This is a genomic window from Endozoicomonas sp. Mp262, from assembly GCF_025643335.1.
GTDB lineage: Bacteria > Pseudomonadota > Gammaproteobacteria > Pseudomonadales > Endozoicomonadaceae > Endonucleibacter.
The window spans coordinates 2,046,226-2,072,054 of sequence record NZ_CP092489.1 but is presented as its reverse complement, the minus strand read 5'-3'; the positions used below and the strand labels follow the sequence as shown (position 1 = coordinate 2,072,054).

The window sequence follows — 25,829 nt, the reverse complement described above, 5'->3', positions numbered from 1 at the left end:
TAAGCATTTGATAGAAAAGGCGCTCACGCGCTAAAGCTCATTCATACTGTCTGCAATGGTTATCCGATACACCCGCTCAGTGCCGGATAACCGGAACTGCCACCGGCTGCCCAGTCCGGCAGGCAACCGGAAACCCCGGTCACTGGTGACAGCCTGTGTCATCACTTCCACACCATCCCGCAACAAGGTAAACGACAGGTCGCTATAACTGGCCGCCTCAATCCGTCCACAGTTAAAAGACCGTGGGCGTGTTGTCCAGACCTTGCTTTGCCACTGGTACGTTAATGGCGAACCTTGCTCAAATCGCTGGATGTTGCCATCGGCAAAGACAAACAGGCCGTCTGCCAGTGCATCTTTATATACCGCAGTAAATGGCGTATCGAAATGAATCAGGCCAAGGTCAGGCCGTTTCGGGTCGAAGATATAACCCCCGGCATCCCCATTGGTTTTGGTGTAACTGAAGATATAGCGGTTATCCAGGTGGCTGGCGATGATCGAGGCCGGGTTCAGGTCACGCCACTGTTCCCGGCTCCAGAGCTGTTCTGACACCACCCCGGCATTCTGGCCGTTGACCACCACAATCCCATCGGGGCTGGCATAGGCTACACCGAAAGGCCCGGAGACAATGGAACGCCTCGACAGACACCCCTGATCTATTTTCAGCTCAGTGGCACTCATGGCCGTGGGGTTCAGGCCACTGATGATAAACGGATTCTCAGCCGTCAGTGCGACAATGGTATTACCGGCCTGACCGATGCCAATGACCGGATAATTGCAGGGATAGCGGGCAAAGGGGTTCCAGGCATGGACACGGTACGGTTCACTGACCACCACATCGTTACCGTCAGCCCCGTACAGCAGGCCATTAGGCAACGCCCCCAGACTGTGCAGGCTGTCCGGTGGCGGATACCAGTTCTGGGAACCGAGTACATCACCGGGGATTTCGGTATCAGCCAGCGTATCTTCAAAGGTATCCTGACCCGGTGGCAGTTCAGCCACTAACTGGTAGCTGCCGGAACCATTGGCTACCCGTCGCCGGTACAGACGCTTGCTGTGCAGGTTATAGTTGCCGGTCGGTACACCACCGATACCGCTGACATCCACCGTCTGACCAGCAGAAAGGGTCAGTACGGTGGACGGGCTGGACGGTGGCCCCTCCATCAACAGGCTGCCCAACTGACAGACCTGCGTGACCACATAATCCCGTTCAAACTGGTAGACCGGATCACTGCCACCCCCTGAGCCTGCCACCGCCACCATAGAGAAGGCAGGAGCCGGTACACCCAGCCGGTAACTGTTGGCAGGCATGACACCGGCACCAATAGCACTATCCCTGTCCGTGATTTTCGGGTAACTGTCACCGGTATAGCAGGCAATCACCTGCTGGTTACTGCGGATCGGGGCGAGGCAGATATCCACCTCATCAAGCCATTCAAACCAGGCACCACTACTGTCATCCCCCGGTGTGGGGTTATAGCGGTACAGGGTTTTTATTGCCCCGGCCAGTGTCTGGGGTTGCACCACTGCCAACCCTCTCAGGGGTGCCAGTACACCGTTATCCAGATCGACATTGGTAGCAATGCTGGCGGCATTATCCGGCAAGGCCGTGGCATCGAGGCGGGGCAATTCTCCGGTAAAACCGGATAGTTGGATCTTCAAAGCCGCTCCCCCTCATCCAGTTCAATGGATTTTTCACAATGATTCCTATCAAACCAGTGTAAAAAACGGCAAAGTACACACCCCCATCGTTTGCCTTTACGGTTGGCCTTGGCTGCCCGGCTGGAAATGGTTTCGTCCGGGTCGCCTGCCAGCAACGTATTGGCTAACTGGTCAATGGCGATCAGGATGTTCCAGAAATACCGAAATACTTTATTCACCCCAGCGCACCCAGCTCAATGCTGACATTCTCCAACTGCGCCAAGGTTTCACATTGCTTGATCTGATCCTCGATGGCCTGCTTGCGGCCAATGACCTGGGCAGCGTAAACAGAAAAGGCTTCTGCTTTATGGACAATGGCGCGGGCTACGGTGTCCTTGTCGATGCCCCGGCTGGCGGCCAGTGCATCGAGGAACGGAGTGACAACCGAACTGTTTGCCAGGAATGCCCTTGCTTCCTGCTCCTGTTTGAACCAGGTATCCGCTTCATGGGCGGGGTACAGGGAGTAGATATTTTCAAGTTCAGCATCGCAGGCGGCTTTCAATGTTTCCAGTTTGGCTGACTTGGCATCGGCAAAGTCAGGCGCTGGCGGTTGTTGGGGCGTGTTTCCTTCGGCCAGCCATTGCTTATACGCTTCGTAATCACGGTTGCCGTCTGCCACTGGGATAAACGCATTATCTGACAGCCGGACTATAGTGTTGTTGTCGTTTTGTTGGTACATGACAAAATCCTTTTGTTAGAGTTCAGCATCAAATGCAGCAGTAAAATTAATCCAGTATGCATTACCAGTTGATATCAGCCGAAACCTTATTGTCGGTCGGTTATCAAATTGGTGCGACACAGAAACAAGCGAACTAATGTTATGTTGGGAGCCTGGGATAAGTGTTATCATTGTCGGATTCACGCGCATAGATATTGATCCGACAAAAAAAAGCAGATAGTCAGTAGAACTGCTGTATCCATCCAGAAATGCATATTTACACGGCATCTGATAGTACCGATAACACAGCGCTAGCTCTGAAGTGATATGCATATACTCAAACTCCGAAACTGCTCCCCGCTCAAACTGCACCAGAGTCGCATCAGCAGGCACAACAATCGAAATATTCTGAGACGGATCAGTGATCTCGACACTGCTGTTCTTGGCAACGGTCACACCATCGACTTGACCATCACCTGTGCCACCTTGCCAGCTCAGGTAATAAGTTCCCGCAGGAAACCAACCAGCCTCAACAATTTGCTCAATGCCATTAGCGTGCTTTTTCCAGCGGTCAAAACCGTAAGTGCCGTTAGCCAGTGCTGCCCAGTTACCATCAAAAGACCGCTGGTTAATCTTAAAATCACCATTAATCAGCAGGTTCTTCCGGCCACCGGCTCCACCACCGGCACCGGCTGGCGGCGGATTATTTTCGTGATAAACCTTATAACCGCCCTGAGCATAAAATTCACCCGTAGTTGAAATACCGCCCGTCTTATCCAGATCAATCGACACCGCTTCGGTGTAGCCGGTTGGTGTACCTGTTTCCGAGTAATTGGTCAGCTTCCATCTATTGTGCGGCTGCTCATCCTCATAGAGATAACTGTAAAGTGTCGTGGTTGTTTCCAGTAGTAGTTGCAGCTTATGGACACCATAGATCTCATCATTACTGTCCTTAATAATCCGCAGCTTTTTCAGCAAGCCGGTGAATGAACCATAGCCGCCAGCACTCAAGATGTTTATCACCGGCACATTGCCAAAAGAAACCCCGGCATAAAATTCCACATGCCCATGATTTCCTCCCGCCGCCTCACCCACCTTGAACCGGCCTGACGCACGGCCACCCCCATCAACAAGGGCAATCGTTACCCAGTCGCCGCCGGTTGCAGCCGCCACGCTGGATTCTTTCCATGCAAACTGGGTACTGTCCCGGCCATCAAACGTCTGGGCATTAATGTCCGTAGCATCCTGACGAATGTAATCAGCATCATGGTTATGACTGGAAGGCGGAAACGTAGCGGGTTTACTCTGAACCTGGTTCCAGCTCGGCATGTAGCCAGGGGAGAAGCAGCGTCCTGACACGTCCCTGATCTCACCGTCAGTACTGAATGAACCGTCAATGTTGAAGTTGAAAGTCTTTGCCCCACCGATTCCATTTTGGCAATTAGTAAGCACCCGAGCCATGTTGTCACTGCTCAGGTGCAGGACTTCACTGGTCATGGCTGAGTCAGCCACTACTGCCGCACGAGAATCACCTGAACCAATCACCAAACCATTATCCGCACCAAAACTCACCGCACCGGCTTGGTCATGGCGCCGCAATAACGTCTTACCATCGAGGGTAATAATGCTGCCGCTGTCTGGCGTGAAATTGATAGCGCCAGATAAGGTATCACCGGCCTTGTTAAACTTGGTGTCCTGCAACTGCTTACCCGCCTTGGCTGACAGGGACGTATCTGAACTGGTGGAGGTCAGGGAGTCAGTGATTGCCCGGTCAGTGTTGTCGATCTTGAACCATTGATCGAGTATCGGATCCCAGCAAATGTTGTCATTGACGTTGTAATCAATGCCGTTGATGGTGCCAGCACCCGTAATCCTGTAGTAGTCAGGTGTATCGCTGGCAGGGGTAGGGGGTGCCGTATTGCTGCTGGCATTGTACCCGCCCTTGAACATCAAACCGCTGGTGACACCTTGCGAATACGTCTGGGCAAGGTTGGCATAGTGTTTGGCAGAATACCGGCCTGCTTCTACCTGCACATTGTCATCAGCATCCGCCCACTGCTCGGCTTTATTTGCTGAGTTACTGGCTTCAGTAGCCTTGGTGGACGCTGTATTTTTGTGACTGTTAGCACTGCTTTCTGCCGTCTGGGCATTGGCCTTGGCCGTGTTTGCTTCATCACGGTAAGTCTGGGCAGTATTACGGTAGCTCAAGGCAGAAGCCGCTGAATCCGCCGACTTTTCAGCATGGTGTTTGGCAGAATACTTACCTGTTTCAACGGCAACATCTTCGACTTCTTCCGCCCACTTCTCAGCCTTGGCTTCGGCAGCATCAGCACCGGCCTTGGCAGTGTTGGCCTCATCACGGGCAGTCTGGGCATTGGTCTTGTGGGTACTGGCCTGATCACGGGCTGCTTCAGCCGCAACCTTGGCAGCGTTGGCACTGTCTTTCGATTGATCGGCCAGTGTCGCAGAACTGCTGGCACTGTCCCTGTAGGTCTGGGCTAAATCACGGGCAGACTCTGCATCCGTCTTCGCAGATACGGCTGTATTTTTAGCAGCCTCGGCAGCCACTTTACTGACATCCGCTGCTGCCGCTGCTGTCTCTGAGGCATTTCGGGCAACAGCCGCTTGTTGCTGATAGGTGTTGGCGGCATCGCGGTAGTCGGCGGTGTCCTGCTGCCATTGGGCAACATTGGCATGCCAGGTTTGTACCTGACCATGCTTGGCCTGCACATCAGCCGCCTTGGTTTCCACTTCGGCACGTTTAGCCTCAATCTGTTGTCGGATACTCTCAGCCAGTGCGAGGCCGTCAATCTGGATGTTGAGTGGCCGGTAAATATTGCCAACTTCACCTTCAATACTCATAGACGCTCCCTGTCTTGAAAAATGAGTGTTACCAGCTTGTGCCTATCAACAGCTTCAGCTTGCCAGTGACCAGCGTGATAACTTCTGAGTTATCCGGTGAACTGATCTGGATATCGTAGTCGTAAGTCATGGGTTCCAGGGTATTGGTGTCAGCCGGTGCCAGTATCAATACATATTCACCATTGGCTGTTTCCGCTGGCAGCGTGATTTGTTTGTTAATCACCGCCTCACTGTCCGGCAGGTAGCTGGACACTTTCACGGTCATCCGCAGGTGGTAGCCATTGACGGGTATCCGGGTGTTATCATCGGCAGGGTCAAGAAAGGTCAGTGGAATATTCAATGAGTCACCACGGATCATCTCAATGGCGACATTGGGGGGTGTGGTGCTCATCAGACAAATCTCCGTCCCTGAATGGTGTGTTGTGAACTGCTATGCCCAACCAGCGCACTGACACGCTTGCGGTTCAGTACCTGGTTAAAGCGGATATGGTTTTCATTGGCCTGTTGTGGGTCAGACCAGTCAGTGCCGGGGATACGTTGCAACTCCGCCAGTACGCCCCAGGGGGCAAACTCGGCAGTGGCCGCATAAACGGCATCATCAATAGTGGTGGCATCAATGGCGGGTTTCAGGGTCAGCTCAAGGGTATAGAGCGCCCCTTTTGAGGGTACAGGTGCCACAGTCAGGCGGTTGCCCAGATGGTGCCGGAAAAAGCGGGGGCTGCCCGGTGAATTAAACACCGGCAACTGATCATCATTCACCAGTGCCGTGCCATCCGGGGCAACCAGCCGCTGCACCGTTGCCAGCTCACTACCGGCAGGCACACCGATATCATAGTCAGCGATGCCCGTTGCCAGATACATCCGCTCCTCATACCACCAGATATTCACCCGCTGGCAGATATCCCTCAGTACCACCCGCAGGGTATCCCGCATGGTGGCATCGGGGCAGCCACGGACATAGGGCCGTATCCGGCTCAGGTAGGCATCCAGTTCCGTTGCCATGATCTACACTGTCCTTTTGTGTTGGTTGACCGGTTAGCTGAAATGAATAAGAAGCAGCGAGAGAATACCGCTAAAATGTTCTATGATTTGGTGAAAGTGCCGCTGGCTGCATGTTGTTTTGGAGCCATCGTATCGGAGCACACAGATATGATTACCTTCATATTTTTCGGTGCCAGCTTTGCACTACTGTTCTATTACTTAGGGTTTCTAACGGACATTGACGAATGAGTGTTACAGAGTATTACCTAATCCTCAGTGCGGTACTGGGTGTTCCCCTACTGTTTTACCTGTTCTGGATTAAACGTGAAAACAAGAAAGCCCGGAAAGAAAAACACTAACCGGCCTCCTCCCCCTGCTGGGGTTTCCTGAACACCAGATCCACCGCCCACTTCAGTTGCAGGTCATTGGCAAACATTTTCAGGTAACTTTGTGCCTGCATCATGTTGGCCTCAGTCTCACCATCAATCATGTAGGCCCGGTACAGCATGTAATTCAGTACCGGGTTCAGCCACACGGTATCCAGCTCCATTGCCGTGGTATCGTTGTCAAAATCGGTAATGGCAACCGGCGTAGGGGTGCGGCTGATTAAAATATTGATCTGGTGACTGGCAGGCGGCACCGGGTAGACATAAAAGACACCGGGCGACTTTTCATCGTAGATAAACTGCTCCACATCATTACCGGCAGTGGTTGACCAGTTCGCCACCAGTCCATCCAGGGTATCCCGGTCAGTCTTTACCACCGCCCGGCCTGACACGGCATTATCAATAATATCCATCAACCGGTAGGCGGTATCCGGTACGGTTTGGCGTGAACGGTTCTCACAATCCAGTGCCACTACCTGCGAATAGGTATCAGGCCGGTTCTGCACCACCGCTATCTGCGCCTCGTTATAGCAGGCCAGCAGGTCATCATTGGTCCAGCGCACCCCATCGCCATCCTGCAACAGTCGCCGCACCCGGCTGATGATTTTAATCACGTCCATGAACTATGCCCGCTATACTCAAGCTGAATTGGAAAGCCGTAAACTGGAACAACAATGCAAAATAAAGCCCTTTATGAAGCCCTGATCTCGCTGGGTATAAATTCTAAACAAGCCGAAACGGCTTCCCGTTTCCCTGACAATACTCCGTTTCATGAGTTATTCAGACAAAATGATCATATTTTATCTGAACTCACCAGAGTAAAAGAGCGTCAGAGTACTCTTGAACTTAAAGTTGACCAGCAGCATGAATTTGTTAAAGCTGAACTCTCTGAAATGAAATCAGATATTAAGGAAATGAAATCCCTGCTACTGCAAGTAGTGCAACAAAACCAGTAGGCACAGGTTATGCCGTGTTTCCGTCCTTGTCACAGGCGGTCAAATCAACACCCAGCCTCTTTTTGAGCAGTGGATGATACGGAAACACGGTGCCGTTCTTGCTTTTGACGTGGGTCGCTGCAACGGCTGCCTCCTGCACTTCTTCTTTTTCAACACTGTCACCAGCAATTAATGCCCGGAACTCGGCTTTCAGCACATCGAGCTTCTTGCGCTTGTCCAGATCCACATCAAACAGGGCTTTTGCCTGCGCTTCCAGCTCGTCTTTTGAGCGACAGGTGTCTACGTTAAAAGCCATTAGTTATCCTTATCAAATAAAAAAAAGCCCGCCTGTCACTCACTCAGGCGGGCATGCAGGCTTACGCCTTCTTCGCAGGCAACAGCACAGCGGCTTCCGGCTTAACGACTTTATAGCCGTAAACCTTCAGTCCCCTGTGACCTACGCCAAAGTGCTTTTCCAGGGTCAGGCTTTCATGCTTGACGAACTGGCTGGCAAAGGCGCAGTAGTCCTTGGTGAGTGCCAGGCACTGGGTAATGCCGCTGGCGGTTGCCAGGTTATTGGAGCAGAACAACTCAAACCGGTCGATCATACCCAGACGGCCATTACGCAGGATAGACGTACCATCACCGGCAATGGAGGCATCTTTCAGCTCCGATTTTTTAATGAGTCCGCACACCCACGGTGGCAGTACGATCTTGCGGCCAGTCTCACCCACATTACCCTCATCGAGCAAAGTACCGGCATCAACAATGTAATCCAGTACATTGTCCTTGGTGACAACCACACCGGTGGCAGGGTCGCCAAGCTGGTTGCCAGCAGGCACATCGGTATAGATGTTGCCCAGCACATCCCCGTCAACCGCGATCTTCATGTTCTCGGCAGCATCGGCAGCCGATTCATTGATCAGGTTGATATCCGCCTGGGCGGTCTGTATGTAGTCATCAACAAAGGCATAGTACTTGGCCTTGTCGATGGGCAGCTCCACCTTGGGGGGTTCCAGATCCTGATAATCCACCCCGGTAGCCCGGTCATAATCCTGTACCACCACATCGGGACGGGTACGGATAACCACCTTGGAACCTTCGCTCTGGATCTCGCCTTCCCAGTTGGTGTTACAAATCTGCTCCAGCACTGTGCTCTTGTAGAACTTGGCATTCAGCTTCTTGGAGTAAATAACCGACAGGGCATTTGCCATATTGCCCGTCGGAAAGGTTGTAGTAGCCATGATTCAGTCCTTTTGAATCAGCGACCGCCCTGCTTTAACCACTGGCTCAGTTGCTTGTCATACTCTGTCTCGTTAGCCTCATAATCCTTTTGAGACAAAGCGGCAATCTGATCCGGGGTCAGTGCAGGCTGGCGGCCTTGTGTGGTTGGTTGCGAGCGTGACCGCACCTGCGGTTCGCTCAGTCGCTGCGCCTGCTGAATTTTTGATGGGGCTGCGGGTGCCGGGGATGGCTGGCCGGTGGCCTTCTTGTACATATCCATCACCGTGGCCGCACCGAGCGGATTGGTCTGGCTTAACTGCTGCACCTCAGTGGCCTGACGTGCAAACCAGCCTTTAAAGTCATCAGACTGTGCCACCTGATCCACATCCGGGTGGTGTTTACGCACTTCTGCCCAGAACGCCTCCTGCCGCTGGCTGGCCGCTTCTTCCTGCCGCTGCTTCTCAATCGCATCAAGCCGCTGCTGCAAAGCCCGGTGTTGTGCTGCCGTTTGTTCCACCGTTTCAAACACCGGGTTCAACTCCTCATAATCCTCACGAAGATCACTGAACCTGTCGGTGGCTGGCGGTGTTGCGGCTGCCGGGGGCTGCTGCTGTAGCTGGTCTAACTGCGCCTGAATGCCTGCCAGTTGCTGCTGTAGCTGGTCATTACTCCGACGCAGCTCTGCCGCTTCCTGGGTAGCCTTGGTCATCAGCGCATGGGCGTTTTTTCTGGATTCTTCCGCCTTGGTGTACTTGTCCTGCCAGTCGTCAGTCACGGCATCCGGTGCAGGCAATGCATCGTCATCAGACGACTCCGGTTGTGCAGCCTCCACTGGCTGGGGTAACTCATCGGCGGCGGGTGCCTGAGCCTGCTTATCCTGCGGCGCAGGGGCTGGCGTGTCTGTACCCATCATCTGTGCGTATTCCTTATCCGCTTCCTTATCCAACTGCTCGGCATCTATGCCCATCAATCACTCTCCCTGTGGGGCGGTCGTTCGTGCTCCTGCACTCGGCGACACTTCCCACGTCCCTGTGGGGCGGTCGTTCGTGCTCCTGCACTCGGCGACACTTCCCACGTCCCTGTGGGGCGCAACGGCTTGTCCACTCGGTTGTTGGCCTGCGGGTGCAAACACTTGTCGCAGGCATAAAAAAACGCCTCACTGGGAGACGTTTCAAAGGAGTATAAAAAAACCACCATTTAAAGGGTTTTTTTCTTAACTAACTAATAATTTGACTTATAATATAAGAAATGAATACTATTAACTGGTCTAACAAAGCCCGGAAGCAGTTACTAAAGCTGCCACCCGGAGATAGCCGCATGGTGTTCTCGGAAGCAGGGAAATTAGTGAGTTTCCCCAACTGCCAGAACATTAAAAAGCTGGTTAATCACCGCTACAGCTACCGGCTCAGGGTAGGTCGCTTCCGTGTTTTTTTTAATTTTGACGGCGCTATAAAGGTCGTCGCTATTGAGGAGGTTCAACGCCGCAATGACAACACTTACTGACGTGCAGATTATTCACCATTCCGGCAAGCCCGCTTTTGCTGTTGTACCTTATGATATGTGGCTATCCATGACTAAAGGCACTAGCAGCGAGGAAAAAGAACAGGTCTACTTCCCCCATGAGGTAATAGGGTTCCAGCTCAAGGGTGATTCGCTGATTGCCGCATGGCGCAAGTTCCGCAAACTGACTCAACTGGATCTGGCCGACAAACTGGGTATTTCACAGTCAGCAATGGCTCAAATGGAAAAAACCGATTCCAGACCACAGGAGAAAACACTGGATAAACTGGCTCAGGCACTGGGTATTCATATTGATCAGTTACGTGAAACCGATCACCTTACCGCAAGTCCGAAAAATGCCAAACGGCTCAATGACGCTATCGCGGAAATCGACGATTGCAAAACACAGCAACACGGGCTGATTGACGAATGATCCTGTGGTGGACATCGCAGGCTTGGGAAGATTACCTTTACCCATTCACCCTGCCCATATAAGTTTCAGCCCGGTCAGACAGCTCCAGTACCTCATCGAGCGCCTTGATACGGCCTTGGGTGCGGTGTATTTCCGATAGTTCCACGCTGCTCAACAGGCGGTTCACCAGATCCTGCCGCTGGCGCTTCAGGTGCTCCAGCACTGCCTGGTACGCCTTGTTGCTGGACAGGCTGATCAGCGCCTCCGCCTCCGGCTGGGTTAAGCGGGTCTGCATACAGTTTTTCCTCTGGCACCAGTGCCTTTTCGTTGTCGATATCCAGGGACTTGAAGTATTCGCTCAACAGATAACGGTGCTCAGTCATCGGCCCGTATACCGGGTTGGCCGTGGCCTGCATTGCCTGCATCATCCGCTGTGATTGCAGCTCTTTTGCCACCAGTGCGGAACTGCCCATTGGGATAACATCCAGATCCCCCCGCTTGCCATCCTCAAGGTCACTCCAGCGCATGGCAAAGTGATACAGGCTCTCGATCAATGGCCGGATACCGTAATCATCAATATTCTTGACCACCGACTTCAGGCTGACATTGGCTGCGGTCATCAGCATACTCATACCGCTGGCGGTTTTGTTCAGGCTCTGAGTTTGCTCCCCGTGGGTGTACGACGGCAGACTGGTTTCCTCATCGGCAAAGCGACGGAACAGCTCAAAAATCCCCATTAACTCAGACTGGTTAGACTGGACATTAATGGCATTAATCATCGGCCCGTCTGACTGACTGCCGTCATAAAGCCACAGTTTGCGGGGATGAATCTTTTTCGCTTCTTCCAGACTCACCCCTTCCGGCAGCTTGTGCACATCCATCTGAAACATGGGGCCAGACGTAAGCGCTGCATTATCGAGCAGCGCCCTGCCCGTGGCATTCATTACATCCTGGGCATCATTCATCATGGCCGGGATACCGATACCCCAGAAACGGTGCAGCACTTTCTCGTAGGGAATAAACTTGTAGGGTATTTCTTCCGGCTTTAAAGGATTCAGCCGTGCCATAATCACCCGGCCATTGCATACCCAGATATTGGCCTGATACTCCTGATTATCCACTACATCTTGTATGCCATAGATAGTTAGCTGACCACCATCCACCGGCCCCCAGTATTCGAGCACATCATAGCGCCGGGGCGTGACAAAGGTTTCATCACTGTCGTTAATCTGGCGAAGCTCCCGCTCATAATCGAGGGGCGTATGGTTGCCCTGCGGTGCCTCATGGACAATGGTTTCCACCATGTCGCCATCAAAGCCGGGCGTACTCCCCAGCTCCCGCAACTGATGACGGGTCAGCACATGGCGGATAAACAGATCATTGGGTCGGCCACAGTCGTCTGAATAGGGGTCAGGAAAGGCATTAAAGACACTGGTAAAGTTGATATCCGGCTCAATCTGCTGCTGCTCGTTCAGTACCCACTGGTCGCCCTCACTTTCCCATTTTTCATGGAGACGGACATTCAGTGTGGCCACTTTTAAACAGCCTGTCCCCAGTGACACCATTTCACGGGCGGTCTGCTTGATCTGGCTCAGGCCATCGGCATTCACCAGATAATCCTTGATCTGCCGCTTCATCTTCCGGGCTGCATCATCGGCGGCATTCATGGCCTTGGTCAGCAACTCACCCTGAAGCTCATCCACCCGCTCATCAATCAACTGGCTGCGGATATCCGGTGCCAGGGGATAGGGCAATAGCTCCTGAATCGCCTGATTGCGGATATGGGCACGGATCGCTTTCGGCAGCTCGGCAATGGGGGCGGCCACCACATCCCAGAAACTGTCCACATTCTGGAACAGGATATCTATCAACCGGGAATAAGCAGTGTTGACCTTGGTAGCGGTCAGCTTGATATAAACGTCACTCAGGCTGTCATTCTCAGCCATAATCCGCTTTTGTTCAGCGTTATACTCACCTTTAATCGCACTCAGGGAGTCCAGCCACTCTTGCTCCGCTTCCCGCCGGGCTTCCCGATAGCCCTGCCAGCGTGACTGCAAATCAGAGGCATAGGCATCCCTGGCAGACTCCTCCTGCCGCTGCTGTGCGTCCGCCTGCTCCTGCATGGCCGCCACCTGTTCCGGTGTGGCAAGCTGGACTAATCCGTGTCCGTTCATTGGTATTCCCGTGTTAATCGAGCTTGAGTGCCTGCCTGAGCATGGATTTTATTTCTGACATATCTGACTTCAGTGCCGAAACATCCGACTCCAGACGACTGATACGCTGCCCTTGCTGGGCAAAGCCGGTTTTGACGGCAGACAACAACTCCTCCTGCAAGTCATTCCAGACCTTTTCCCGCACCTCATCCCTGTGCAGCATGGTCTTCTTGACCCGGTACATATCTGTTTCCAGATTGCACAATCGTTCTTCTGTTCTTGTATCCAGCATACTGCACCCACTTTCTAAAGAATAAGCAGAGTATAGAAACGGGATTTCAAAGGAACAACACAACCGGAAACATTATACTTACCGTCCCAGTACTTATATTCCGGGGTTATCAGGCCTTATCTCTGCTTCCAGTCGCTGTCCTATCCACACCAGCACCGGCACGGCGATACTGTTACCCAGTGCCTTATAACGCGGCCCATCCGGGCACTGGTCAGCCAGTTTGTTTTTCCACGGGATCGCTGTATAGCCATCAGGGAATCCCTGCAATCGCTCGCACTCCACAGGTGTCAAACGACGGACAACGGCACCGCTGCAAATCGCCGGTTTGATTGCGCCGCCATTGTTACCACTGCGTAGTGTTGGTGACTGGTTCACGGCACTGTCACGGAAGGCATTATTGTATGTGCCGCAAATGTAGTTGGTGTTGTTCATACCGCTGTCAGCCGCCTCAATACCTGAAAACGGGTGAAAGTCTCAAATTGACCGAGCTTCTTCAGCTTGCCAACCGGGGAAAGTAGTAGGCAGCTATTTTTTCAATGCTTAAACAGAAGGCAGCCAATCACAGGTATGATGTTGATAGCACACAACACCTTGCCAGTGAGAGGCCGCCCCATGGAAGTATGTCAGCTACGGACTGAAGCCGCCACCATTTCTTGTGATGCGATTCAACGGTTAGGCCACCAATTGCAGGCTCTGCGAGAGTCTGGCAATCCTATCAGGCACTTTGAAGAGTTTGAGCAGACCGTTAATGCTCTCTTTAATCAAGCTCAGCAAGATTTTTTAGCAGAGGCGCTGGCTGAGCTTGATATTGATACCCCAGCTATTGAGGTCAGCGGGATCACTTATAAGCAGGTGTTGCGCAGTTATAAAACCTACCAGACAGCGGTTGGTTCAGTCCGGGTTATGCGAACACTTTACCGTAACGGCAAAGAGCCGTGTATCGTGCCCATGGAGTTGAAAGCCGGGATCGTGGAAGGCTTCTGGACGCCTCGGGCTGCAAAGCAAGCTGCCTGGGTTGTTGCTCAAATGTCTCCCGGTGAAGCAAAAAGCCTCCTTGATCTCATGGGAGGTATGTCTCCCTCAGAAAGCAGTCTTGCTCGTTTCCCCAGGCAATTTAATACTCAGTGGGAACAGCACCGTGAGCCTTTTGAAGAGATGCTTATTGAGAAACTTAACGTGCCCACCAATGCGGTCACAGTAGCCGCCTCCCTGGATGGCGTTATGCTGCCCATGAAAGATGGCAAACGAGTAGAAAAGCGAGCCAGGAGCGCTTCTGAAGGCAAACGGACTCAAGGGCCAACAGGTTGCAAGGAGGCCAGTTGCGGAACTTTGTCGTTTTACGATCAACAGGGGGAGCGTTTATCAACAGTCCGCATAGGACGAATGCCAGAAACTAAAAAACTCACACTCAAGCAGTCTTTGTCAGCACTATTGCAAGAAGCGTTGCGACAAAAGCCACAGCTGTCACTGGTCAAAGTCGCTGATGGCGCCAAGGACAACTGGTCATACCTTTCCCAGGAACTACCAGCGGGTGTTGAGGTTATTGATTACTACCACGCAGCCGATCACCTGAAGAAAGCATTTGACCAGGCTTATGGAGAAAACAGCATCAAGTCCAAAGAAAAGTTTGTCACTTACCGACACGTCCTAAAAGAGGAACTCGATGGGGTTGAGCGCATTATTAAAGCCCTGGCTTATCAGCATAAAAAGCATCCGCGCCGCTCAAAATTAAAGACCGAGCTGGAGTATTTCAGAAAAAATCGCCAGCGTATGCGCTATGCTGAACACTTGTCGAATAACCTTCCGATCGGCTCTGGTGTGGTAGAGGCAGCCTGTAAAACCTTGGTTACCCAGCGGATGAAGTGCTCAGGTATGCGCTGGCGAAATCCGGGTGGTCAGGGCGTATTGACGCTTCGGTCATTAGTTCAGAGCCACTGGTTTGAAAATGGCTGGAAGTTATTTGCTGCAACTTATTGCGGGAAAGTCACCAAGGCTGCTACAAGCAATGTCATACCATTCCCAGAGAAAGGTGGCAGTGTTTAGTTGTGGTCAATATGAGACTTTCACCCCCTGAAAACAGTGATAGATAGCGCATTAAAAAGGTTTACAGTTCTTGAATTTATCGCCACTGAATCGCTTACTGAATGCCGCCAGTGACTGTTGATCGGCACAATGCACCGTAACCATTTCTGCGACGGCATCAGCATCCAGTCCGGCCAGCTCACACCAGAAATCACGGATCTTGGTGGGATAAGTTAAAAAGAGATACGGTTCTGACCGGTGCAGCTCATCGAGCCGGAAGGCTTTTTGCCTGATTCGCTGCTTTTCAGCCTGCTTTCTCACGGCAAAATTGGCTTTTGTTTCTTTGGTTTTTTTCGTGATGCCGCTGACATGGATCATCTGCCCGGTATGATAGATATACAGCAGGTCAGTCACCGCCTGTTCCAGTACCGATAATGCCAGCTTTTTTGTACCTGGTACGGCGTATTGACCGGTGCCCGCCGATTGCAGCGCATTGAGTATTTCATCTGCCATAGTATTTTTTTAGTAGCCTGCCCGGTTGACGGATTGATAGCCCTTATCCTGCACAATCACTTTGACTTTTGCCAGCCGCAGTACCATTTGCTGTGCGATGGCATAACTCATCACCCGATCATCAAAACAACCTTCCTGGGCGTTGGTGCTGCCGTTATCTTCTACGACATAGGTCTGGCATTCCTGCACCGTATCGAGACAAAAGATACCGGCCTGTCCGTCACGCAAAAGAGCCGCCAGATGGTCAATGGCGAGGGGTTTTGATTTAGTGGTACTGAGCCAGCCGATGCGCTTTGTCTGCTTTTGTGTACGCTGGTCAACATGGGTTTCGTTGTACTGATTGGGGTACTTCAGTTCTTTGAGTTTTGTGATGGTGGTCAGTCCGTGATTATTACGCTCCACACCCACCAACGCCGTGTTATACCAGCGCCCCAGATGATTAATCATTTCACCCAGGGCATCCGGCTCCACATGACCGCGCCAGTGAGCCACCTGATAGCCGCTGCTGTCACAGACATCAATCACGGAGTAGTCACCATGTACCAGTCCTTCCGCTACGTCGCTGCCTATAGCGTATCGTTCGCCGGTTTTCGGTGGTTCCCACACCAGCAACTTGCCGGGCTGTTTCCGGTTAATGCCGGTGGTGGAAAGCTGGCAGTTAAACCGGGGCTTGTAGCACTCCATAGCCGCCGCCTGGGTATGATTCGGATCAAACCGTGGCCGCCCGGAAAACAGAAACGCCTCATCCACATTGCAAGGATATTCTTGCTTAAACAGATCCTCAGACTTCAGCTCATAGATTTTTTTGCGCCGCCAGCACAGTTGCCCGTCAGTGAGACTGTAAAGCTGTTTTAGCTCCTGCTCCTGTGCTGTCAGCTCGAAATCATCGGGGACGGCACTTGTGTACTCGCTCTGCCAATACCAAGGGATAAATACCAGTTCGAAATCACCCCGGCCAGCACGGGCATCCATGACGTAATCGTAAAACACCCCGCCAACGCCGTTAGCGGTGCTCTCCAGTACCACTTCTGTACCGGGTTCATCGGGTACGGCCTGCAAGACTCCAGCAAGGTGCTTGTCAGCATTAGGCCAAAACGCCACTTCCGAACCATGAAATAGCTGAACCGTATTACTCCGGCCTGCGCCCTTGTTACCCGCCGTGCCAATACGATAGCCAGAGTCTAAATCAGCAAACTCCAGTTCCCTGGCGCTACTGCGCTCCAGTGGCCGGGCTGCCCACACGGGTATATGTCGATGGTAACGATCCACCATATCCAGCAAATTCGCAGTGGCTTCCGCTTCGTGGGTCAGAATAAACGCCCGTTGTCCTTTACGGTTTGCCGCTATCCAATAATAGCGACCCTCAACAAAAGTAGAGCATCCCTGCTGTCGCCCTTTAAGGACGACTAACCTGACTCTCCCTGTCAGGCTTAACTGCTGCTCCATGCGATCATGGAGATACTGCTGTGCATCATTGAGTAAAAAGGGTTCAACGCTGCCGGATTTTGTCCGTATTTTTAAACAGTGCTGTGCATAAGTGGGGTAGTGAGTGAGCAACCGACCCTGGTCAGCGTGACTTAATCCTGCTGTTGCCATTCATCCAGTGTCGGCAGTTGCACGTCTGTTGTGACTTGTTGCTCCATGCGATCTGTCCATTTAAACCGGTTTTTCATGTAGAAAATCATCATGGAGGCATTCACGTCTTTATTTTTGCCCAGCGCACCGTCTTCATACTTCTGCTGCCAGTACACTTCGGCCAGAGAATCACCTTCTTCAACCGCTTCACGGAATTCATCATGCCTGTCCATGTAGGCGAGAAAAGTCTTGTAATCAATGCCTAACTCTTTAGCCGTGGCCTTGCGTGAGTATCCGTCAGCCATGAGACCGATAACATCAGCACACATGGATTGCTGGTATTTCGTAGGTCTAGCCATCATTGTATCTGCTTAAAAATCCAGACAATCAATCCACCGATCACTGCCGCCGCTGTCCATTGTGCAATGGCAGTAATAAAACTGTTTCGATAGACATTTTTTTCCAGCTCATCGAGCCGTTCTTCGTTACGTTGTTCGCGTATGGCCAATTGTGTAATACGCTCATCATGCTGTGCCTGCACTGCAACAATCTCGGTTAGCCGGTCTAGCTTACTATCAAACTGATCCAGTTTATTTTCGATACGACTCAATCTGTCCTTGTCGTCTGTCATTGCCGAGCCACCCCCCTCAATTTTTCAACCGTTCGGGAGCCACCTAATCCCAGCAAACACAACAGTAATGTAATCACCTCGCCGGTACTGGCCTCCGGCAATTTATCCACAACCATGCCCTTATCCGCCAGCTCCAGGGCTATCACAATCAGATCACGTACAATCCAGTCCCAGCCGAGAATCACAATACACAGCCAGCCCAGCGCAGGCCGCCAGCCTGAGACAAAAACTGATGGGTGTTTGGCCTCCTCGATATTGGCCATTGCCTGCAAAATATGGGGTTGATTAAGCTGTTTTTTTAGCGCCAGCTTTGCCTTTAATTTTTCCTCGTCAGAGGTAAACAGGTCATCCAGACCGCCTATCACCGCACCGGCAACATCAGCAACAGGATTCCACGGCATTAGTCTACTAGCTCAAAATGTGGGTAATCGAGAAACTGGTGATCCTTGATCTCGCCATCACCATCCCAGTCGCCACCCCAGCGCAGGATCACGCCCTGCTGTGCAGCGATACCCAGCACAAAACCGGCAAAGTGCGCCATGCGCTCGGTATCGAGCCAGTCAATAGGATAAGGCACCGCATCCACGGCCAGGCTCGGTTTTTTGTTATGCTTTGAGTCCGGCCACCGCACCTGTGATTTGCCTTGCTTAAAGTAGTGATTCTGCACAGTTTTGGAGCGATGACCGTCGAGAATGGAGCAGTCAACATGCCTGATCACCTCATTAAACACAGCTTGCAGTTTTGGATGACAAGTAGCCAACCGCCGCTTTGACCGTGTTGAATAGTGATACATGGTGTTTCTCAGGCAAAAAAAATACCCGCCGGGGGGAATGGGCGGGTATATAAAATCGGCACTAATGCAGGCCAATCAAGGCGTTGAGTAGACTGATAGCAGCCTAATAAAATTAGCTTAAAACAGTCCGATTTTTTTTAAAAGGGGTTCGATGGATATTTTTTAGCCTGCGATCTGTTTTTTTTGATGGTGGAGAAATGGGACTGATACGGTTGTTAATGAGACTATACCGCGTGCGCGGTATATCCCGGTGTTATGCCTCAAATTAGTCATCCCCACTATTTATAAAAGCTTCAAGATAAGTAGTAGCAGGGGTTGTTAATGGAGTGTTGTTAGGCCAGAAGTGCATCATCAATTTAATGTAAGGTTTATTTTCCTTATAAAGTTTATTAATTATTGCTTGTACCTTCATCAATATATCAACATCACTAGATTGAACCAGCCTTATATCTACATTCTTGAAACTTTGTAGGCGCTCGATAACAGATTGATCCACGGATATTTGACAGGCAAGCAACAAACTTAATCTATAATTGGTAATGCTAGCAGCCTGTATAGCTTTAAGTTTTAAATAATCTTCCTTGAATAATAAAAATCTTTCATGCTCTTTTACATCTCCTCCGCATAGCTGACAGGGTTCAGCAATTACATTGGTTGCAGTTAATAATACTGCTAGAAATATAGTTTTCATAAATACCTCCAGCATCAAAGTATAGGCATAACAACACGCACCACTGGGACTGGCTACCCGCCAGCCCGTGTGCGAGAGGTTAGCTGCCTAATTCCTTCCTGATTACATCAACTATTTTATCGTGCATAACTTCGGCTTCATCCCATGTGCAGCAACGGTCAACTACATTCCAGCGGTCATGTTGTTTTGTGGCCGTTTCAAATAGTACGGGCTTGCCAGTGCCAGTATGATTGTGATCGACACCTAGAAAAACAGTGGAAATCAGCACATCCTTCACTTCCGTCTGACCCACTACTTTGTTTTGCTCTAAATTAAGCCCCCACTTCAACATGCCTTCGGATGATGTCACATCGACTTTGACGGGAGTATGGTTGTCTAATATGTAGTGCATGTTCCTTTCCTTACATCGTGCCAGCAGCTAACAATAGCATGGTTCGGACAGCTACGCTGCCGGTCACGCCGGGGTTATACGCCTAAAACTGCTTCCAGCTTTTTCATAAATGTTGTGTGGTCATGCAAAGCAATATACTGATCGTGCTGTTTCAACCGTTTGTAGCATTCGTGCAGCAAGTCGCTTAACTCGTGTCGCTCAACTTTCAAAACTTGGTTTTCTTCCCTCAATTTGTAAATTTCTGGGTCAGTCCAGTCGGCATCACAACCACATTCACCCTCATGCCATGCTTCACAAACGCAACTGTCACCAGCTATGTATTCGTTGCTATTCACCGTAACTCCCCCCGGTCTTGCAGTACCCGTATAGCCGCATCCTCCGCCGGGTATACCCAGTCTTCCGCCACCGCTGAACAGTCTTGCCGCCAGCGCCATGTTTTACCGACGCTGGACGATTCTGGCCGTCGGTCTGGATGGCGTAAATCCGGGTGGCGAACAAACCAGACCATCCAGTTCTGTAGCGCCTGCCGGTCATCCCGAAGTGTTTTAACCAGCCGCTTGTCCTGGGCAATATGGACAGCAATAGAGCGCCATGCCCGCTCAATCTTTTCCAGATCATCTCCATATCGGATCTCCAGCACTGCAAACCAAAACGGATCGAGCCGGTTTCTCAGGTCACGGCGTCTGGCTCCATCTGCTCCTAGTCGGTCGGACAGTGTTCGCACCGGCCTCAGTGGTCGGCTCACCTCATAGCCGGTTCGGATATCCTTTTGCCAGCCAGGTGTTGAGCAGGTGTCTTCTACTGTGGCAAAGGCTCGATACAGCAACCAGTCAGCCTGGCTCATTGCCTCCATATCATCAGCCTCCCACAAAGTCGCCGCGCCATTGCTCCACATCCCTGCGCGTCTGTTTAATTAGTTCGTCTTCAGTGCCATAGTGCCGGACAAACAATGTATAGTTTTTATGCACCGCATCCTCACCGTGCAGGTGGTGCAGGGGGCATAGCGGCAGGGTGTCAAAATGACTGGCTCGCTGACCTTTGCCCACACCTTTCCGCTTATGGTGAACCTGGGCGGGTGTCGCTCCCAGTCCCAGCTTGCGGCAACAGATACAACCCTGTGCGGCCACGGCTGCCATGTAGTCTTTTTCTTCCGTCGTGGCCATCAGCAAAAATTCAATATCCGGTTCACAGCCTGATCCACTTTTTCCCGGCTCCACTTGTGATCGAACACCCGTTGCAGTAATACGTCGATGGTCGCTGAATACAGTTTTTCAAAATCCGCCTGATCCATCCTGGCGAAAGCAATACTTCTGGCTCGCAGTCGCACCCCGCCATCGGGATAGCCCACAATGTGATAAAAACCCGCCTTGACCGTACACCACTTGCGAAACTCCTCCCGGTTTTTCTCTGGCTTGATCCAGCCCTGTGCCGTCTGTACCGCCTCTGGCTCAAAATAGTCATAGGCCAGATCCAGCAGGGCAAAGTACTTACGGTGAAACCGGTAGTTCCTGGCCTTGCGGTAGTCACCCCGCAACACTTCCCCTGCCTTCAGGCTAGCCACAACATCCGTGGTCTGGCCTTCCGCCGGAACGATGATTCCTGCCGGGGTCTTGATAAAGGCCAACTCCATCAGAGCACACCCATTACCACGGCAGCCATCACCGTCACATACACCACCCAAAATGCCGCCATCCCTGCGGCACGGGCTATCCGTCGCCCATCCATCCCTGTTTCTCCCTGTTAACTAAAACGGCTGAGTAATTTTTTCCGGGCATCAGATCCACTCATAGCGGGATCAATGCCCAAACCTTTCATGGTTTTTTCTAGCTCCTGTTGACCATGACGCTCCTGTTCCCCGGTGAGGTCTTCCAGTTGCTCCACAGGCTCCAGTGCAGCGCCTTCAAACACAGCTTTCGCCAGTGTTTTGTACGCTTTGCAAAATTGCTTTTTTAGTTTATCCAGGGCTACATCGGTTTCAGCATGGGTGATAGCAAACCAACCCGTTTCTTGGCCTGCCATCTTCACCGCCAGGTGACTCCAGGGGTGGCTTGCAGGCTGGCGGCTGTAGTGAGTCACTTCCTCCCAGGCATCGTTCTCCGTCGGCCAGTCCAGATCCTCCGGTAGGACTTCACACAATCCACGGAATTCCAGCGGATTAGGTGGCCACCGCCAGTGCTTTGTTGTCTTTGCCAGCTTGATCAACCCGATCTTGAGCTGGCGACGGTCTAAGTGTTTCAACGCCTTGAACCAGGTGCCGTCGCGGTCAGTCAGTGTCCAGTCCTTCTCCCACCGGCTCCGGTATATCCCGTTCATTTTCGTAAACACAACCGCTATGTCCCCCTTGGTTACACGGTTCGAGATATCCGGCTTCTTCGAGCACGTCCCGGTTGGCTTCGATTGATCTTTCGTAGGCAGTAAGTCCTGTATCGGTTTCATGGTTTACCATCCATTGGTTGGTTATACAGTCAGGGTCGTTTAGAAAGGTGGTGGGTTGCAATACATAGCGGGTGCCGGTTGCTATTTTGCCCCGTTCATCTGGCGTATCGCAGAACCGCTTGTAGCGCATAAGAGCGGATAGCAGGTCATCAGGTTTACACCCTTCCCGAAGGTATTTTTTGTAATAGCCCCAGGCTGTTCTTTTACACCCCATGCGGCCTCCCCGTTTCGGATACTGGCTCCACCAGTGTTCAAAATCATCTGAGTAAGGGGGATTATTCCGCTTCGGACGTGGCCGGTCGGCAGACCGGACGTATGTATTAACTCTCTTACTCTCTTTCTCTCTTTCTCTCTTTCTCTCTAGGCGAACTTCTGACGAACTTTCCACGAACTTTTCACGAACTAACGACAGTTCTGCCAGTAACTTCTCAGAATCCTTATATACCAAGGCTTTCGACGCCACTGCATCAAGAATATGCGTGATATCGGGCACCTGTTCTGGCAGTCTTTTCAGGTCCTGGATACGCGCCTGAAGCTGCTCCTTATTAGTGGTGTCGTTATGCTTTATAAACCGGTTTATGCACACATAATCGGAATCCTTACGGACAGAAATAAACCCGTTCGTAATCAGTTCGTGAAGTGTTCGTGACACGGTTTCGCTATCCCAGCCCAGATCCCCGGCGATGTATCCACGAGGCAGGCGGAACACGCCAAGCATGTTGCCGTGCTTGCAGGTCAGCAGATAGAGCGCCAGCAATTTGGCTTGTTCAGATAGCGAGCAGATATCCGGGCTTTCCCAGAACCGGCTCTCAACTTTGCCAAAGGGTTTCATGGCTGCACCTGCCGCTTATTTTTTTTCCTTTCCAAAGGCGCTTGCTTGACCGCCTTCCTGGTGGCCTGGTAAGCATGAAACTCATTGATATACTCATCCGTCATTTTGAGATCCGGGCGCATATCAAAGACGGGAATCCCTGTTAGCTGAGATGCTTTGATGGCCGTGTCACCGCTTATTCTTGTCACTCCAGTTTCAATTTGGGATAAGCTGGCCGAGGTTATTTTTAAGAAATAGGCTAGATCCTGAGATCCAAGACCATTGGCTTCCCGCCACTGTTTTAGAATATGCATTACCTATATCCTCTAATTATTTTTCTAATAGGTAGACAAATTAAAACAGCAAACACAATTTAAAATCAAGCCCCTTATGTTAAAGTCAGCCTTCCAATCATATAGATAGAAAAAAGCAGTATGACCGACCAGCTAACAAAAGACTTTATGCGCCGCGTCGTGAAAATCATGGATGAAAGGGATCTATCACCTGGGGATGTCATTAGAGGTGTTGGTATTGCCCAGCCCACTTTCAGTCAATGGAAGACAAATAAGATACGGATTAGTGCGAGCAACCGACAGAAGGTAGCTAAATTTTTTAACCTTCCCGTTGAGTATCTGGAGACAGGAATACAAAAACGAGAGTACAACACCCCTGTACTAATCAATGATATTAGCGACCTTACAGCATTTGCGGTTGTCCTGAAAAATACTCAAGTAAACCCTGGTTTACACACCCTCGCAGAGCAGACAGCTTTAACAACAGAGGAGTGTTTGGAACGCTATAACTGCCTGAAAAACTCACACTACGCCAACATTGAAATGCGGCCAGCCCTTTATGCCTGGTCAGTGAAAAATGATGGCATGACCTCTGTTACAGCAGAGCGTTCTTACCCTAACGGCTCACAAGTGATCTTTGATCCCAGAGAGGAGCCAAAGCAGGGGCAATGCATTATGGCGGTTGTTGAGAACCGTTTGTGCTTCCGGCGTTGGGCAGAGGTTGATGGCGTCCAGCATCTAACCTTGTTAAACCCAGCTTATGCCGAAGGTTCAGCGATTCGACATCATGGCTCTATTTGGGAAATTTGGGCTGGAACCCCTATAGGTTATAGTGTTTCCTTCTAGCTTAAATTCTTATAAAAAATTATTTTTTAAACTAATTTCAAATATTGCTTGATTTTATAAATTAGTCTGCCTATATATATTATACAGATAACAATTAATATATAGGCAGGACAAATTATGACTCAACCATGCCCCGTTGACAGGGACGAAAGGCAGTACGCCCGTGAACAGGGCATAGCGGCCAATCTGCAAGATTTCATCCATGACCAGATAAAAGAGCTAACCGATGAGCCTTGGGAGTTACTGAGCCAGGGCAAGAACTTCGAGTTATGCGGTGATCTCTATACCCCTTTTAGCTTCCTGGTCACTTTATTCGAACTGGATCTCTCCCCCGAAAAAGCATTTGAACGCATTGCTGCCCACCATCTTATCGACACCTGTGAGGATGACAGCCTTCGCTATGACCTGGAACAAACCTGTCAGCACCTTGGGTATATCGACTAACCGATAAAAAAAATGGAGCAAGCAATGAGCAAAGAAAAACTAACCATAGGCATCCATGACCAGCTACCGGCGGAGCACTATCACCGTGCTGATGGCGTCTCATCCAGCACCCTGAAGGAAATGGGACGCTCGCCAGCACACTGCAAAGCCTTAATGGACGGTAAGCGCATCAAATCCAGCACGGCATTATCCACTGGCACCCTGCTACATACGGCAGTGCTTGAGCCAGACCTATTCAATACGGCTTATTGTAAAAAGCCAACCACCGACGGCTACCCGGATGCCCTGGTATCCCATGACGATTACAAGGCTATAGCTAGCAAGCTGGGGCTAAAACTCTCCGGCAGCAAAGCCGACCTGAAAGATCGCATTAAAGAGGCGGATAAAACCGCGCTGTTCTTTGACGATCTGAGCGCTGAACAAAGTGCCGGTAAAACCATTATCTCCGATAGCGACTGGCAACTGTGCCAGGGTGTTATTCAATCCGTCAGGCTCCATGACAAAGCCAGCAAAGCACTCAGCGGCGGAATTGCCGAACGCTCCGTGGTTTGGACTGATTCAATCACCCAGGAAAAATGTAAGGCCAGGTTCGACTACTACCGTGAAGACCTGGGCATTATCTTCGACCTGAAAACCTGTCAGGACGCCCGCCAGTGGGCTGCCCAGCGGGATATCCATAAATACGGCTACCACATATCTGCCGCCATGTACCTTGCAGGGGCGCAGGCTGCTGGACTTCCCGCCACGAGCTTTGCCTGGTTATTTGTGGAAAAAGAACCGCCTTATGCCATCGGTCTTTATATGGCCAGCCCCGCCATGATGGAGCAAGGCTTTATACAGTTTCGCACATGGCTGGACCAATACCACCAGTGCCAGCAATCCGGGATCTGGCCAGGCTATGCCAGCGAATTTCAAACCATTGAGCTGCCCGGCTATGCGGCCTGAACGACAGGAGTAATAAGCATGAACACTGACCATGATCCATTCATTGCTGAATTTAAAGATGCCATGCGTCTTCACCATAACAAGTTTGCTGAAACCTACAGAACTCAACTGAATCAACTGGATGATTATGACGACGATGGTCGCAGGGAATTGCTCATAGATATTCTGGGCAATCTCCCTGGTTATCTGGATGAGCCAAAAGGCAAGCTAAAGGATTCACTGTATGTTTGTACTTACCTCAGCCTGCTGGCATGGACGGTTGCAATCCGACAGAAGATTCCCAGCCCGGATGAACTATTTAACAAAATGATCGAACTCCATAAAAACTAACCCCTGA

36 protein-coding genes and 1 pseudogene are annotated in these 25,829 nt (G+C 51.2%); 9 read left to right on the top strand and 28 right to left on the bottom strand.

What is annotated here, in order from left to right:
• Positions 1-30 precede the first annotated feature (30 nt).
• Genes MJ595_RS09135 through MJ595_RS09110 form a run of 6 tightly spaced genes read right to left on the bottom strand, consistent with a single transcriptional unit; the run spans position 31 to position 6,220 of the window.
• Positions 31-1,659, bottom strand: a complete 1,629-nt coding sequence (locus MJ595_RS09135) for a hypothetical protein (protein WP_263082148.1) — start codon at positions 1,657-1,659, stop codon at positions 31-33.
• Positions 1,656-1,877: a hypothetical protein gene (locus MJ595_RS09130; RefSeq protein WP_263082147.1), complete on the bottom strand. Its 222-nt coding sequence runs from the start codon at positions 1,875-1,877 to the stop codon at positions 1,656-1,658. The genes MJ595_RS09135 and MJ595_RS09130 overlap by 4 nt, the downstream gene beginning before the upstream one ends.
• Positions 1,874-2,377, bottom strand: a complete 504-nt coding sequence (locus MJ595_RS09125) for a hypothetical protein (RefSeq protein WP_263082146.1) — start codon at positions 2,375-2,377, stop codon at positions 1,874-1,876. Before MJ595_RS09125 ends, MJ595_RS09130 begins: the two co-directional genes overlap by 4 nt.
• Positions 2,378-2,392: 15 nt before the next feature.
• A complete protein-coding gene (locus tag MJ595_RS09120) occupies positions 2,393-5,218 on the bottom strand; it encodes a hypothetical protein (RefSeq protein WP_263082145.1) in 2,826 nt (941 codons plus the stop codon).
• Positions 5,219-5,246: 28 nt separating this feature from the next.
• On the bottom strand, positions 5,247-5,609 hold the full coding sequence (locus MJ595_RS09115) for a hypothetical protein (RefSeq protein ID WP_263082144.1): 363 nt from the start codon (positions 5,607-5,609) through the stop codon (positions 5,247-5,249).
• Positions 5,609-6,220, bottom strand: coding sequence for a hypothetical protein (locus tag MJ595_RS09110; RefSeq protein ID WP_263082143.1), 612 nt, complete (start codon positions 6,218-6,220; stop codon positions 5,609-5,611). Before MJ595_RS09110 ends, MJ595_RS09115 begins: the two co-directional genes overlap by 1 nt.
• Positions 6,221-6,262: 42 nt before the next feature.
• On the opposite strand from MJ595_RS09110, the gene MJ595_RS09105 reads away from it, so the two are divergent.
• A complete protein-coding gene (locus tag MJ595_RS09105) occupies positions 6,263-6,448 on the top strand; it encodes a hypothetical protein (RefSeq protein WP_263082142.1) in 186 nt (61 codons plus the stop codon).
• Positions 6,449-6,554: 106 nt separating this feature from the next.
• Here MJ595_RS09105 and MJ595_RS09100 read toward each other — a convergent pair whose 3' ends face one another.
• Positions 6,555-7,205 (bottom strand): hypothetical protein, encoded by a 651-nt coding sequence (locus tag MJ595_RS09100; RefSeq protein ID WP_263082141.1) that lies wholly within the window; start codon positions 7,203-7,205, stop codon positions 6,555-6,557.
• A 54-nt stretch (positions 7,206-7,259) separates the two neighbouring features.
• Between MJ595_RS09100 and MJ595_RS09095 the strand changes: the two genes are divergently transcribed.
• A complete protein-coding gene (locus tag MJ595_RS09095; RefSeq protein WP_263082140.1) occupies positions 7,260-7,541 on the top strand; it encodes a hypothetical protein in 282 nt (93 codons plus the stop codon).
• A gap of 7 nt (positions 7,542-7,548) precedes the next feature.
• Here the strand turns inward: MJ595_RS09095 and MJ595_RS09090 are convergent, their stop codons facing one another.
• The 3 genes from MJ595_RS09090 to MJ595_RS09080 all read right to left on the bottom strand — a co-directional run bounded on the left by MJ595_RS09090 (position 7,549) and on the right by MJ595_RS09080 (position 9,711).
• Complete coding sequence (locus tag MJ595_RS09090; protein WP_263082139.1) at positions 7,549-7,836, bottom strand: hypothetical protein; 288 nt, start codon at positions 7,834-7,836, stop codon at positions 7,549-7,551.
• Between the two features lie 61 nt (positions 7,837-7,897).
• On the bottom strand, positions 7,898-8,764 hold the full coding sequence (locus tag MJ595_RS09085; RefSeq protein WP_263082138.1) for a hypothetical protein: 867 nt from the start codon (positions 8,762-8,764) through the stop codon (positions 7,898-7,900).
• Positions 8,765-8,781: 17 nt separating this feature from the next.
• On the bottom strand, positions 8,782-9,711 hold the full coding sequence (locus MJ595_RS09080) for a hypothetical protein (RefSeq protein WP_263082137.1): 930 nt from the start codon (positions 9,709-9,711) through the stop codon (positions 8,782-8,784).
• Between the two features lie 281 nt (positions 9,712-9,992).
• Here MJ595_RS09080 and MJ595_RS09075 point away from each other — a divergent pair, with 281 nt between their 5' ends.
• Entirely contained in the window at positions 9,993-10,247 is a 255-nt protein-coding gene (locus tag MJ595_RS09075) for a type II toxin-antitoxin system RelE/ParE family toxin (RefSeq protein WP_263082136.1), read from the top strand.
• Positions 10,231-10,677 (top strand): helix-turn-helix domain-containing protein, encoded by a 447-nt coding sequence (locus MJ595_RS09070; RefSeq protein ID WP_263082135.1) that lies wholly within the window; start codon positions 10,231-10,233, stop codon positions 10,675-10,677. Before MJ595_RS09075 ends, MJ595_RS09070 begins: the two co-directional genes overlap by 17 nt.
• Positions 10,678-10,769: 92 nt before the next feature.
• Here MJ595_RS09070 and MJ595_RS09065 read toward each other — a convergent pair whose 3' ends face one another.
• The 3 genes and pseudogenes from MJ595_RS09065 to MJ595_RS09055 all read right to left on the bottom strand — a co-directional run.
• Complete coding sequence (locus tag MJ595_RS09065; protein WP_263082134.1) at positions 10,770-12,830, bottom strand: hypothetical protein; 2,061 nt, start codon at positions 12,828-12,830, stop codon at positions 10,770-10,772.
• 13 nt (positions 12,831-12,843) lie between these two features.
• Positions 12,844-13,101, bottom strand: coding sequence for a hypothetical protein (locus MJ595_RS09060; RefSeq protein WP_263082133.1), 258 nt, complete (start codon positions 13,099-13,101; stop codon positions 12,844-12,846).
• A 93-nt stretch (positions 13,102-13,194) separates the two neighbouring features.
• Positions 13,195-13,458: pseudogene (locus MJ595_RS09055) on the bottom strand (DNA cytosine methyltransferase); the annotation flags it as partial.
• Positions 13,459-13,668: 210 nt separating this feature from the next.
• Here MJ595_RS09055 and MJ595_RS09050 point away from each other — a divergent pair.
• Entirely contained in the window at positions 13,669-15,144 is a 1,476-nt protein-coding gene (locus MJ595_RS09050; RefSeq protein ID WP_263079044.1) for a hypothetical protein, read from the top strand.
• Between the two features lie 51 nt (positions 15,145-15,195).
• Here MJ595_RS09050 and MJ595_RS09045 read toward each other — a convergent pair whose 3' ends face one another.
• The 15 genes from MJ595_RS09045 to MJ595_RS08975 form a co-directional block, all read right to left on the bottom strand.
• Positions 15,196-15,636, bottom strand: coding sequence for a hypothetical protein (locus tag MJ595_RS09045; RefSeq protein WP_263082132.1), 441 nt, complete (start codon positions 15,634-15,636; stop codon positions 15,196-15,198).
• Positions 15,637-15,645: 9 nt separating this feature from the next.
• Positions 15,646-17,232, bottom strand: coding sequence for a hypothetical protein (locus MJ595_RS09040; protein ID WP_263082131.1), 1,587 nt, complete (start codon positions 17,230-17,232; stop codon positions 15,646-15,648).
• On the bottom strand, positions 17,214-17,516 hold the full coding sequence (locus MJ595_RS09035) for a hypothetical protein (protein WP_263082130.1): 303 nt from the start codon (positions 17,514-17,516) through the stop codon (positions 17,214-17,216). Before MJ595_RS09035 ends, MJ595_RS09040 begins: the two co-directional genes overlap by 19 nt.
• Positions 17,517-17,569: 53 nt before the next feature.
• Positions 17,570-17,842, bottom strand: coding sequence for a hypothetical protein (locus MJ595_RS09030; RefSeq protein ID WP_263082128.1), 273 nt, complete (start codon positions 17,840-17,842; stop codon positions 17,570-17,572).
• The gene (locus MJ595_RS09025) at positions 17,839-18,243 is read right to left on the bottom strand and encodes a holin family protein (RefSeq protein ID WP_263082127.1); all 405 of its coding nucleotides are present in this window, start codon (positions 18,241-18,243) and stop codon (positions 17,839-17,841) included. The genes MJ595_RS09030 and MJ595_RS09025 overlap by 4 nt, the downstream gene beginning before the upstream one ends.
• Positions 18,243-18,635 carry a M15 family metallopeptidase gene (locus MJ595_RS09020; RefSeq protein ID WP_263082126.1) on the bottom strand — a complete coding sequence of 131 codons (393 nt, stop codon included), beginning with the start codon at positions 18,633-18,635 and terminating at the stop codon, positions 18,243-18,245. Before MJ595_RS09020 ends, MJ595_RS09025 begins: the two co-directional genes overlap by 1 nt.
• A 265-nt stretch (positions 18,636-18,900) precedes the next feature.
• Positions 18,901-19,326 (bottom strand): hypothetical protein, encoded by a 426-nt coding sequence (locus tag MJ595_RS09015; protein ID WP_263082125.1) that lies wholly within the window; start codon positions 19,324-19,326, stop codon positions 18,901-18,903.
• 79 nt (positions 19,327-19,405) lie between these two features.
• Positions 19,406-19,717: a hypothetical protein gene (locus MJ595_RS09010; protein ID WP_263082124.1), complete on the bottom strand. Its 312-nt coding sequence runs from the start codon at positions 19,715-19,717 to the stop codon at positions 19,406-19,408.
• Between the two features lie 74 nt (positions 19,718-19,791).
• Positions 19,792-20,052 (bottom strand): hypothetical protein, encoded by a 261-nt coding sequence (locus MJ595_RS09005; protein WP_263082123.1) that lies wholly within the window; start codon positions 20,050-20,052, stop codon positions 19,792-19,794.
• Positions 20,049-20,588, bottom strand: a complete 540-nt coding sequence (locus MJ595_RS09000) for a hypothetical protein (RefSeq protein WP_263082121.1) — start codon at positions 20,586-20,588, stop codon at positions 20,049-20,051. Before MJ595_RS09000 ends, MJ595_RS09005 begins: the two co-directional genes overlap by 4 nt.
• Positions 20,575-20,880, bottom strand: coding sequence for a Ref family protein (locus MJ595_RS08995; RefSeq protein ID WP_263082120.1), 306 nt, complete (start codon positions 20,878-20,880; stop codon positions 20,575-20,577). The genes MJ595_RS09000 and MJ595_RS08995 overlap by 14 nt, the downstream gene beginning before the upstream one ends.
• Positions 20,880-21,347 carry a DUF1367 family protein gene (locus MJ595_RS08990; RefSeq protein WP_263082119.1) on the bottom strand — a complete coding sequence of 156 codons (468 nt, stop codon included), beginning with the start codon at positions 21,345-21,347 and terminating at the stop codon, positions 20,880-20,882. Before MJ595_RS08990 ends, MJ595_RS08995 begins: the two co-directional genes overlap by 1 nt.
• A gap of 110 nt (positions 21,348-21,457) precedes the next feature.
• Positions 21,458-22,030: a hypothetical protein gene (locus tag MJ595_RS08985; RefSeq protein ID WP_263082118.1), complete on the bottom strand. Its 573-nt coding sequence runs from the start codon at positions 22,028-22,030 to the stop codon at positions 21,458-21,460.
• Positions 21,981-22,985: a hypothetical protein gene (locus tag MJ595_RS08980; protein ID WP_263082117.1), complete on the bottom strand. Its 1,005-nt coding sequence runs from the start codon at positions 22,983-22,985 to the stop codon at positions 21,981-21,983. The genes MJ595_RS08985 and MJ595_RS08980 overlap by 50 nt, the downstream gene beginning before the upstream one ends.
• Positions 22,982-23,278, bottom strand: coding sequence for a helix-turn-helix domain-containing protein (locus MJ595_RS08975; RefSeq protein ID WP_263082116.1), 297 nt, complete (start codon positions 23,276-23,278; stop codon positions 22,982-22,984). The genes MJ595_RS08980 and MJ595_RS08975 overlap by 4 nt, the downstream gene beginning before the upstream one ends.
• A gap of 120 nt (positions 23,279-23,398) precedes the next feature.
• Here MJ595_RS08975 and MJ595_RS08970 point away from each other — a divergent pair, with 120 nt between their 5' ends.
• The 4 genes from MJ595_RS08970 (at position 23,399) to MJ595_RS08955 (ending at position 25,822) form a co-directional block, all read left to right on the top strand.
• Positions 23,399-24,103, top strand: coding sequence for an XRE family transcriptional regulator (locus MJ595_RS08970; RefSeq protein WP_263082115.1), 705 nt, complete (start codon positions 23,399-23,401; stop codon positions 24,101-24,103).
• A gap of 117 nt (positions 24,104-24,220) precedes the next feature.
• On the top strand, positions 24,221-24,547 hold the full coding sequence (locus MJ595_RS08965) for a hypothetical protein (RefSeq protein WP_263082114.1): 327 nt from the start codon (positions 24,221-24,223) through the stop codon (positions 24,545-24,547).
• Between the two features lie 24 nt (positions 24,548-24,571).
• Positions 24,572-25,492: a PD-(D/E)XK nuclease-like domain-containing protein gene (locus tag MJ595_RS08960; RefSeq protein ID WP_263082113.1), complete on the top strand. Its 921-nt coding sequence runs from the start codon at positions 24,572-24,574 to the stop codon at positions 25,490-25,492.
• Between the two features lie 18 nt (positions 25,493-25,510).
• A complete protein-coding gene (locus MJ595_RS08955; protein WP_263082112.1) occupies positions 25,511-25,822 on the top strand; it encodes a hypothetical protein in 312 nt (103 codons plus the stop codon).
• Positions 25,823-25,829 lie beyond the last annotated feature (7 nt).

Bases quoted from the DNA above. Each gene is read 5' to 3' on its own strand.
- MJ595_RS09100 (WP_263082141.1), bottom strand. From the start codon at position 7,205: ATGGACGTGATTAAAATCATCAGCCGGGTGCGGCGACTGTTGCAGGAT.
- MJ595_RS09090 (WP_263082139.1), bottom strand. From the start codon at position 7,836: ATGGCTTTTAACGTAGACACCTGTCGCTCAAAAGACGAGCTGGAAGCG.
- MJ595_RS08955 (WP_263082112.1), top strand. From the start codon at position 25,511: ATGAACACTGACCATGATCCATTCATTGCTGAATTTAAAGATGCCATG.
- MJ595_RS08985 (WP_263082118.1), bottom strand. From the start codon at position 22,030: ATGAACGGGATATACCGGAGCCGGTGGGAGAAGGACTGGACACTGACT.
- MJ595_RS09080 (WP_263082137.1), bottom strand. From the start codon at position 9,711: ATGGGCATAGATGCCGAGCAGTTGGATAAGGAAGCGGATAAGGAATAC.
- MJ595_RS08980 (WP_263082117.1), bottom strand. From the start codon at position 22,985: ATGAAACCCTTTGGCAAAGTTGAGAGCCGGTTCTGGGAAAGCCCGGAT.
- MJ595_RS08965 (WP_263082114.1), top strand. From the start codon at position 24,221: ATGACTCAACCATGCCCCGTTGACAGGGACGAAAGGCAGTACGCCCGT.
- MJ595_RS09085 (WP_263082138.1), bottom strand. From the start codon at position 8,764: ATGGCTACTACAACCTTTCCGACGGGCAATATGGCAAATGCCCTGTCG.
- MJ595_RS09125 (WP_263082146.1), bottom strand. From the start codon at position 2,377: ATGTACCAACAAAACGACAACAACACTATAGTCCGGCTGTCAGATAAT.
- MJ595_RS09045 (WP_263082132.1), bottom strand. From the start codon at position 15,636: ATGGCAGATGAAATACTCAATGCGCTGCAATCGGCGGGCACCGGTCAA.
- MJ595_RS09020 (WP_263082126.1), bottom strand. From the start codon at position 18,635: ATGTATCACTATTCAACACGGTCAAAGCGGCGGTTGGCTACTTGTCAT.
- MJ595_RS08975 (WP_263082116.1), bottom strand. From the start codon at position 23,278: ATGCATATTCTAAAACAGTGGCGGGAAGCCAATGGTCTTGGATCTCAG.
- MJ595_RS09025 (WP_263082127.1), bottom strand. From the start codon at position 18,243: ATGCCGTGGAATCCTGTTGCTGATGTTGCCGGTGCGGTGATAGGCGGT.
- MJ595_RS08995 (WP_263082120.1), bottom strand. From the start codon at position 20,880: ATGGCCACGACGGAAGAAAAAGACTACATGGCAGCCGTGGCCGCACAG.
- MJ595_RS08970 (WP_263082115.1), top strand. From the start codon at position 23,399: ATGACCGACCAGCTAACAAAAGACTTTATGCGCCGCGTCGTGAAAATC.
- MJ595_RS09040 (WP_263082131.1), bottom strand. From the start codon at position 17,232: ATGGCAACAGCAGGATTAAGTCACGCTGACCAGGGTCGGTTGCTCACT.
- MJ595_RS09070 (WP_263082135.1), top strand. From the start codon at position 10,231: ATGACAACACTTACTGACGTGCAGATTATTCACCATTCCGGCAAGCCC.
- MJ595_RS09010 (WP_263082124.1), bottom strand. From the start codon at position 19,717: ATGCACTACATATTAGACAACCATACTCCCGTCAAAGTCGATGTGACA.
- MJ595_RS09050 (WP_263079044.1), top strand. From the start codon at position 13,669: ATGATGTTGATAGCACACAACACCTTGCCAGTGAGAGGCCGCCCCATG.
- MJ595_RS09095 (WP_263082140.1), top strand. From the start codon at position 7,260: ATGCAAAATAAAGCCCTTTATGAAGCCCTGATCTCGCTGGGTATAAAT.
- MJ595_RS09035 (WP_263082130.1), bottom strand. From the start codon at position 17,516: ATGGCTGACGGATACTCACGCAAGGCCACGGCTAAAGAGTTAGGCATT.
- MJ595_RS09110 (WP_263082143.1), bottom strand. From the start codon at position 6,220: ATGGCAACGGAACTGGATGCCTACCTGAGCCGGATACGGCCCTATGTC.
- MJ595_RS09065 (WP_263082134.1), bottom strand. From the start codon at position 12,830: ATGAACGGACACGGATTAGTCCAGCTTGCCACACCGGAACAGGTGGCG.
- MJ595_RS08960 (WP_263082113.1), top strand. From the start codon at position 24,572: ATGAGCAAAGAAAAACTAACCATAGGCATCCATGACCAGCTACCGGCG.
- MJ595_RS09105 (WP_263082142.1), top strand. From the start codon at position 6,263: ATGAATAAGAAGCAGCGAGAGAATACCGCTAAAATGTTCTATGATTTG.
- MJ595_RS09030 (WP_263082128.1), bottom strand. From the start codon at position 17,842: ATGACAGACGACAAGGACAGATTGAGTCGTATCGAAAATAAACTGGAT.
- MJ595_RS09120 (WP_263082145.1), bottom strand. From the start codon at position 5,218: ATGAGTATTGAAGGTGAAGTTGGCAATATTTACCGGCCACTCAACATC.
- MJ595_RS09075 (WP_263082136.1), top strand. From the start codon at position 9,993: ATGAATACTATTAACTGGTCTAACAAAGCCCGGAAGCAGTTACTAAAG.
- MJ595_RS09060 (WP_263082133.1), bottom strand. From the start codon at position 13,101: ATGCTGGATACAAGAACAGAAGAACGATTGTGCAATCTGGAAACAGAT.
- MJ595_RS09015 (WP_263082125.1), bottom strand. From the start codon at position 19,326: ATGAAAACTATATTTCTAGCAGTATTATTAACTGCAACCAATGTAATT.
- MJ595_RS09115 (WP_263082144.1), bottom strand. From the start codon at position 5,609: ATGAGCACCACACCCCCCAATGTCGCCATTGAGATGATCCGTGGTGAC.
- MJ595_RS08990 (WP_263082119.1), bottom strand. From the start codon at position 21,347: ATGGAGTTGGCCTTTATCAAGACCCCGGCAGGAATCATCGTTCCGGCG.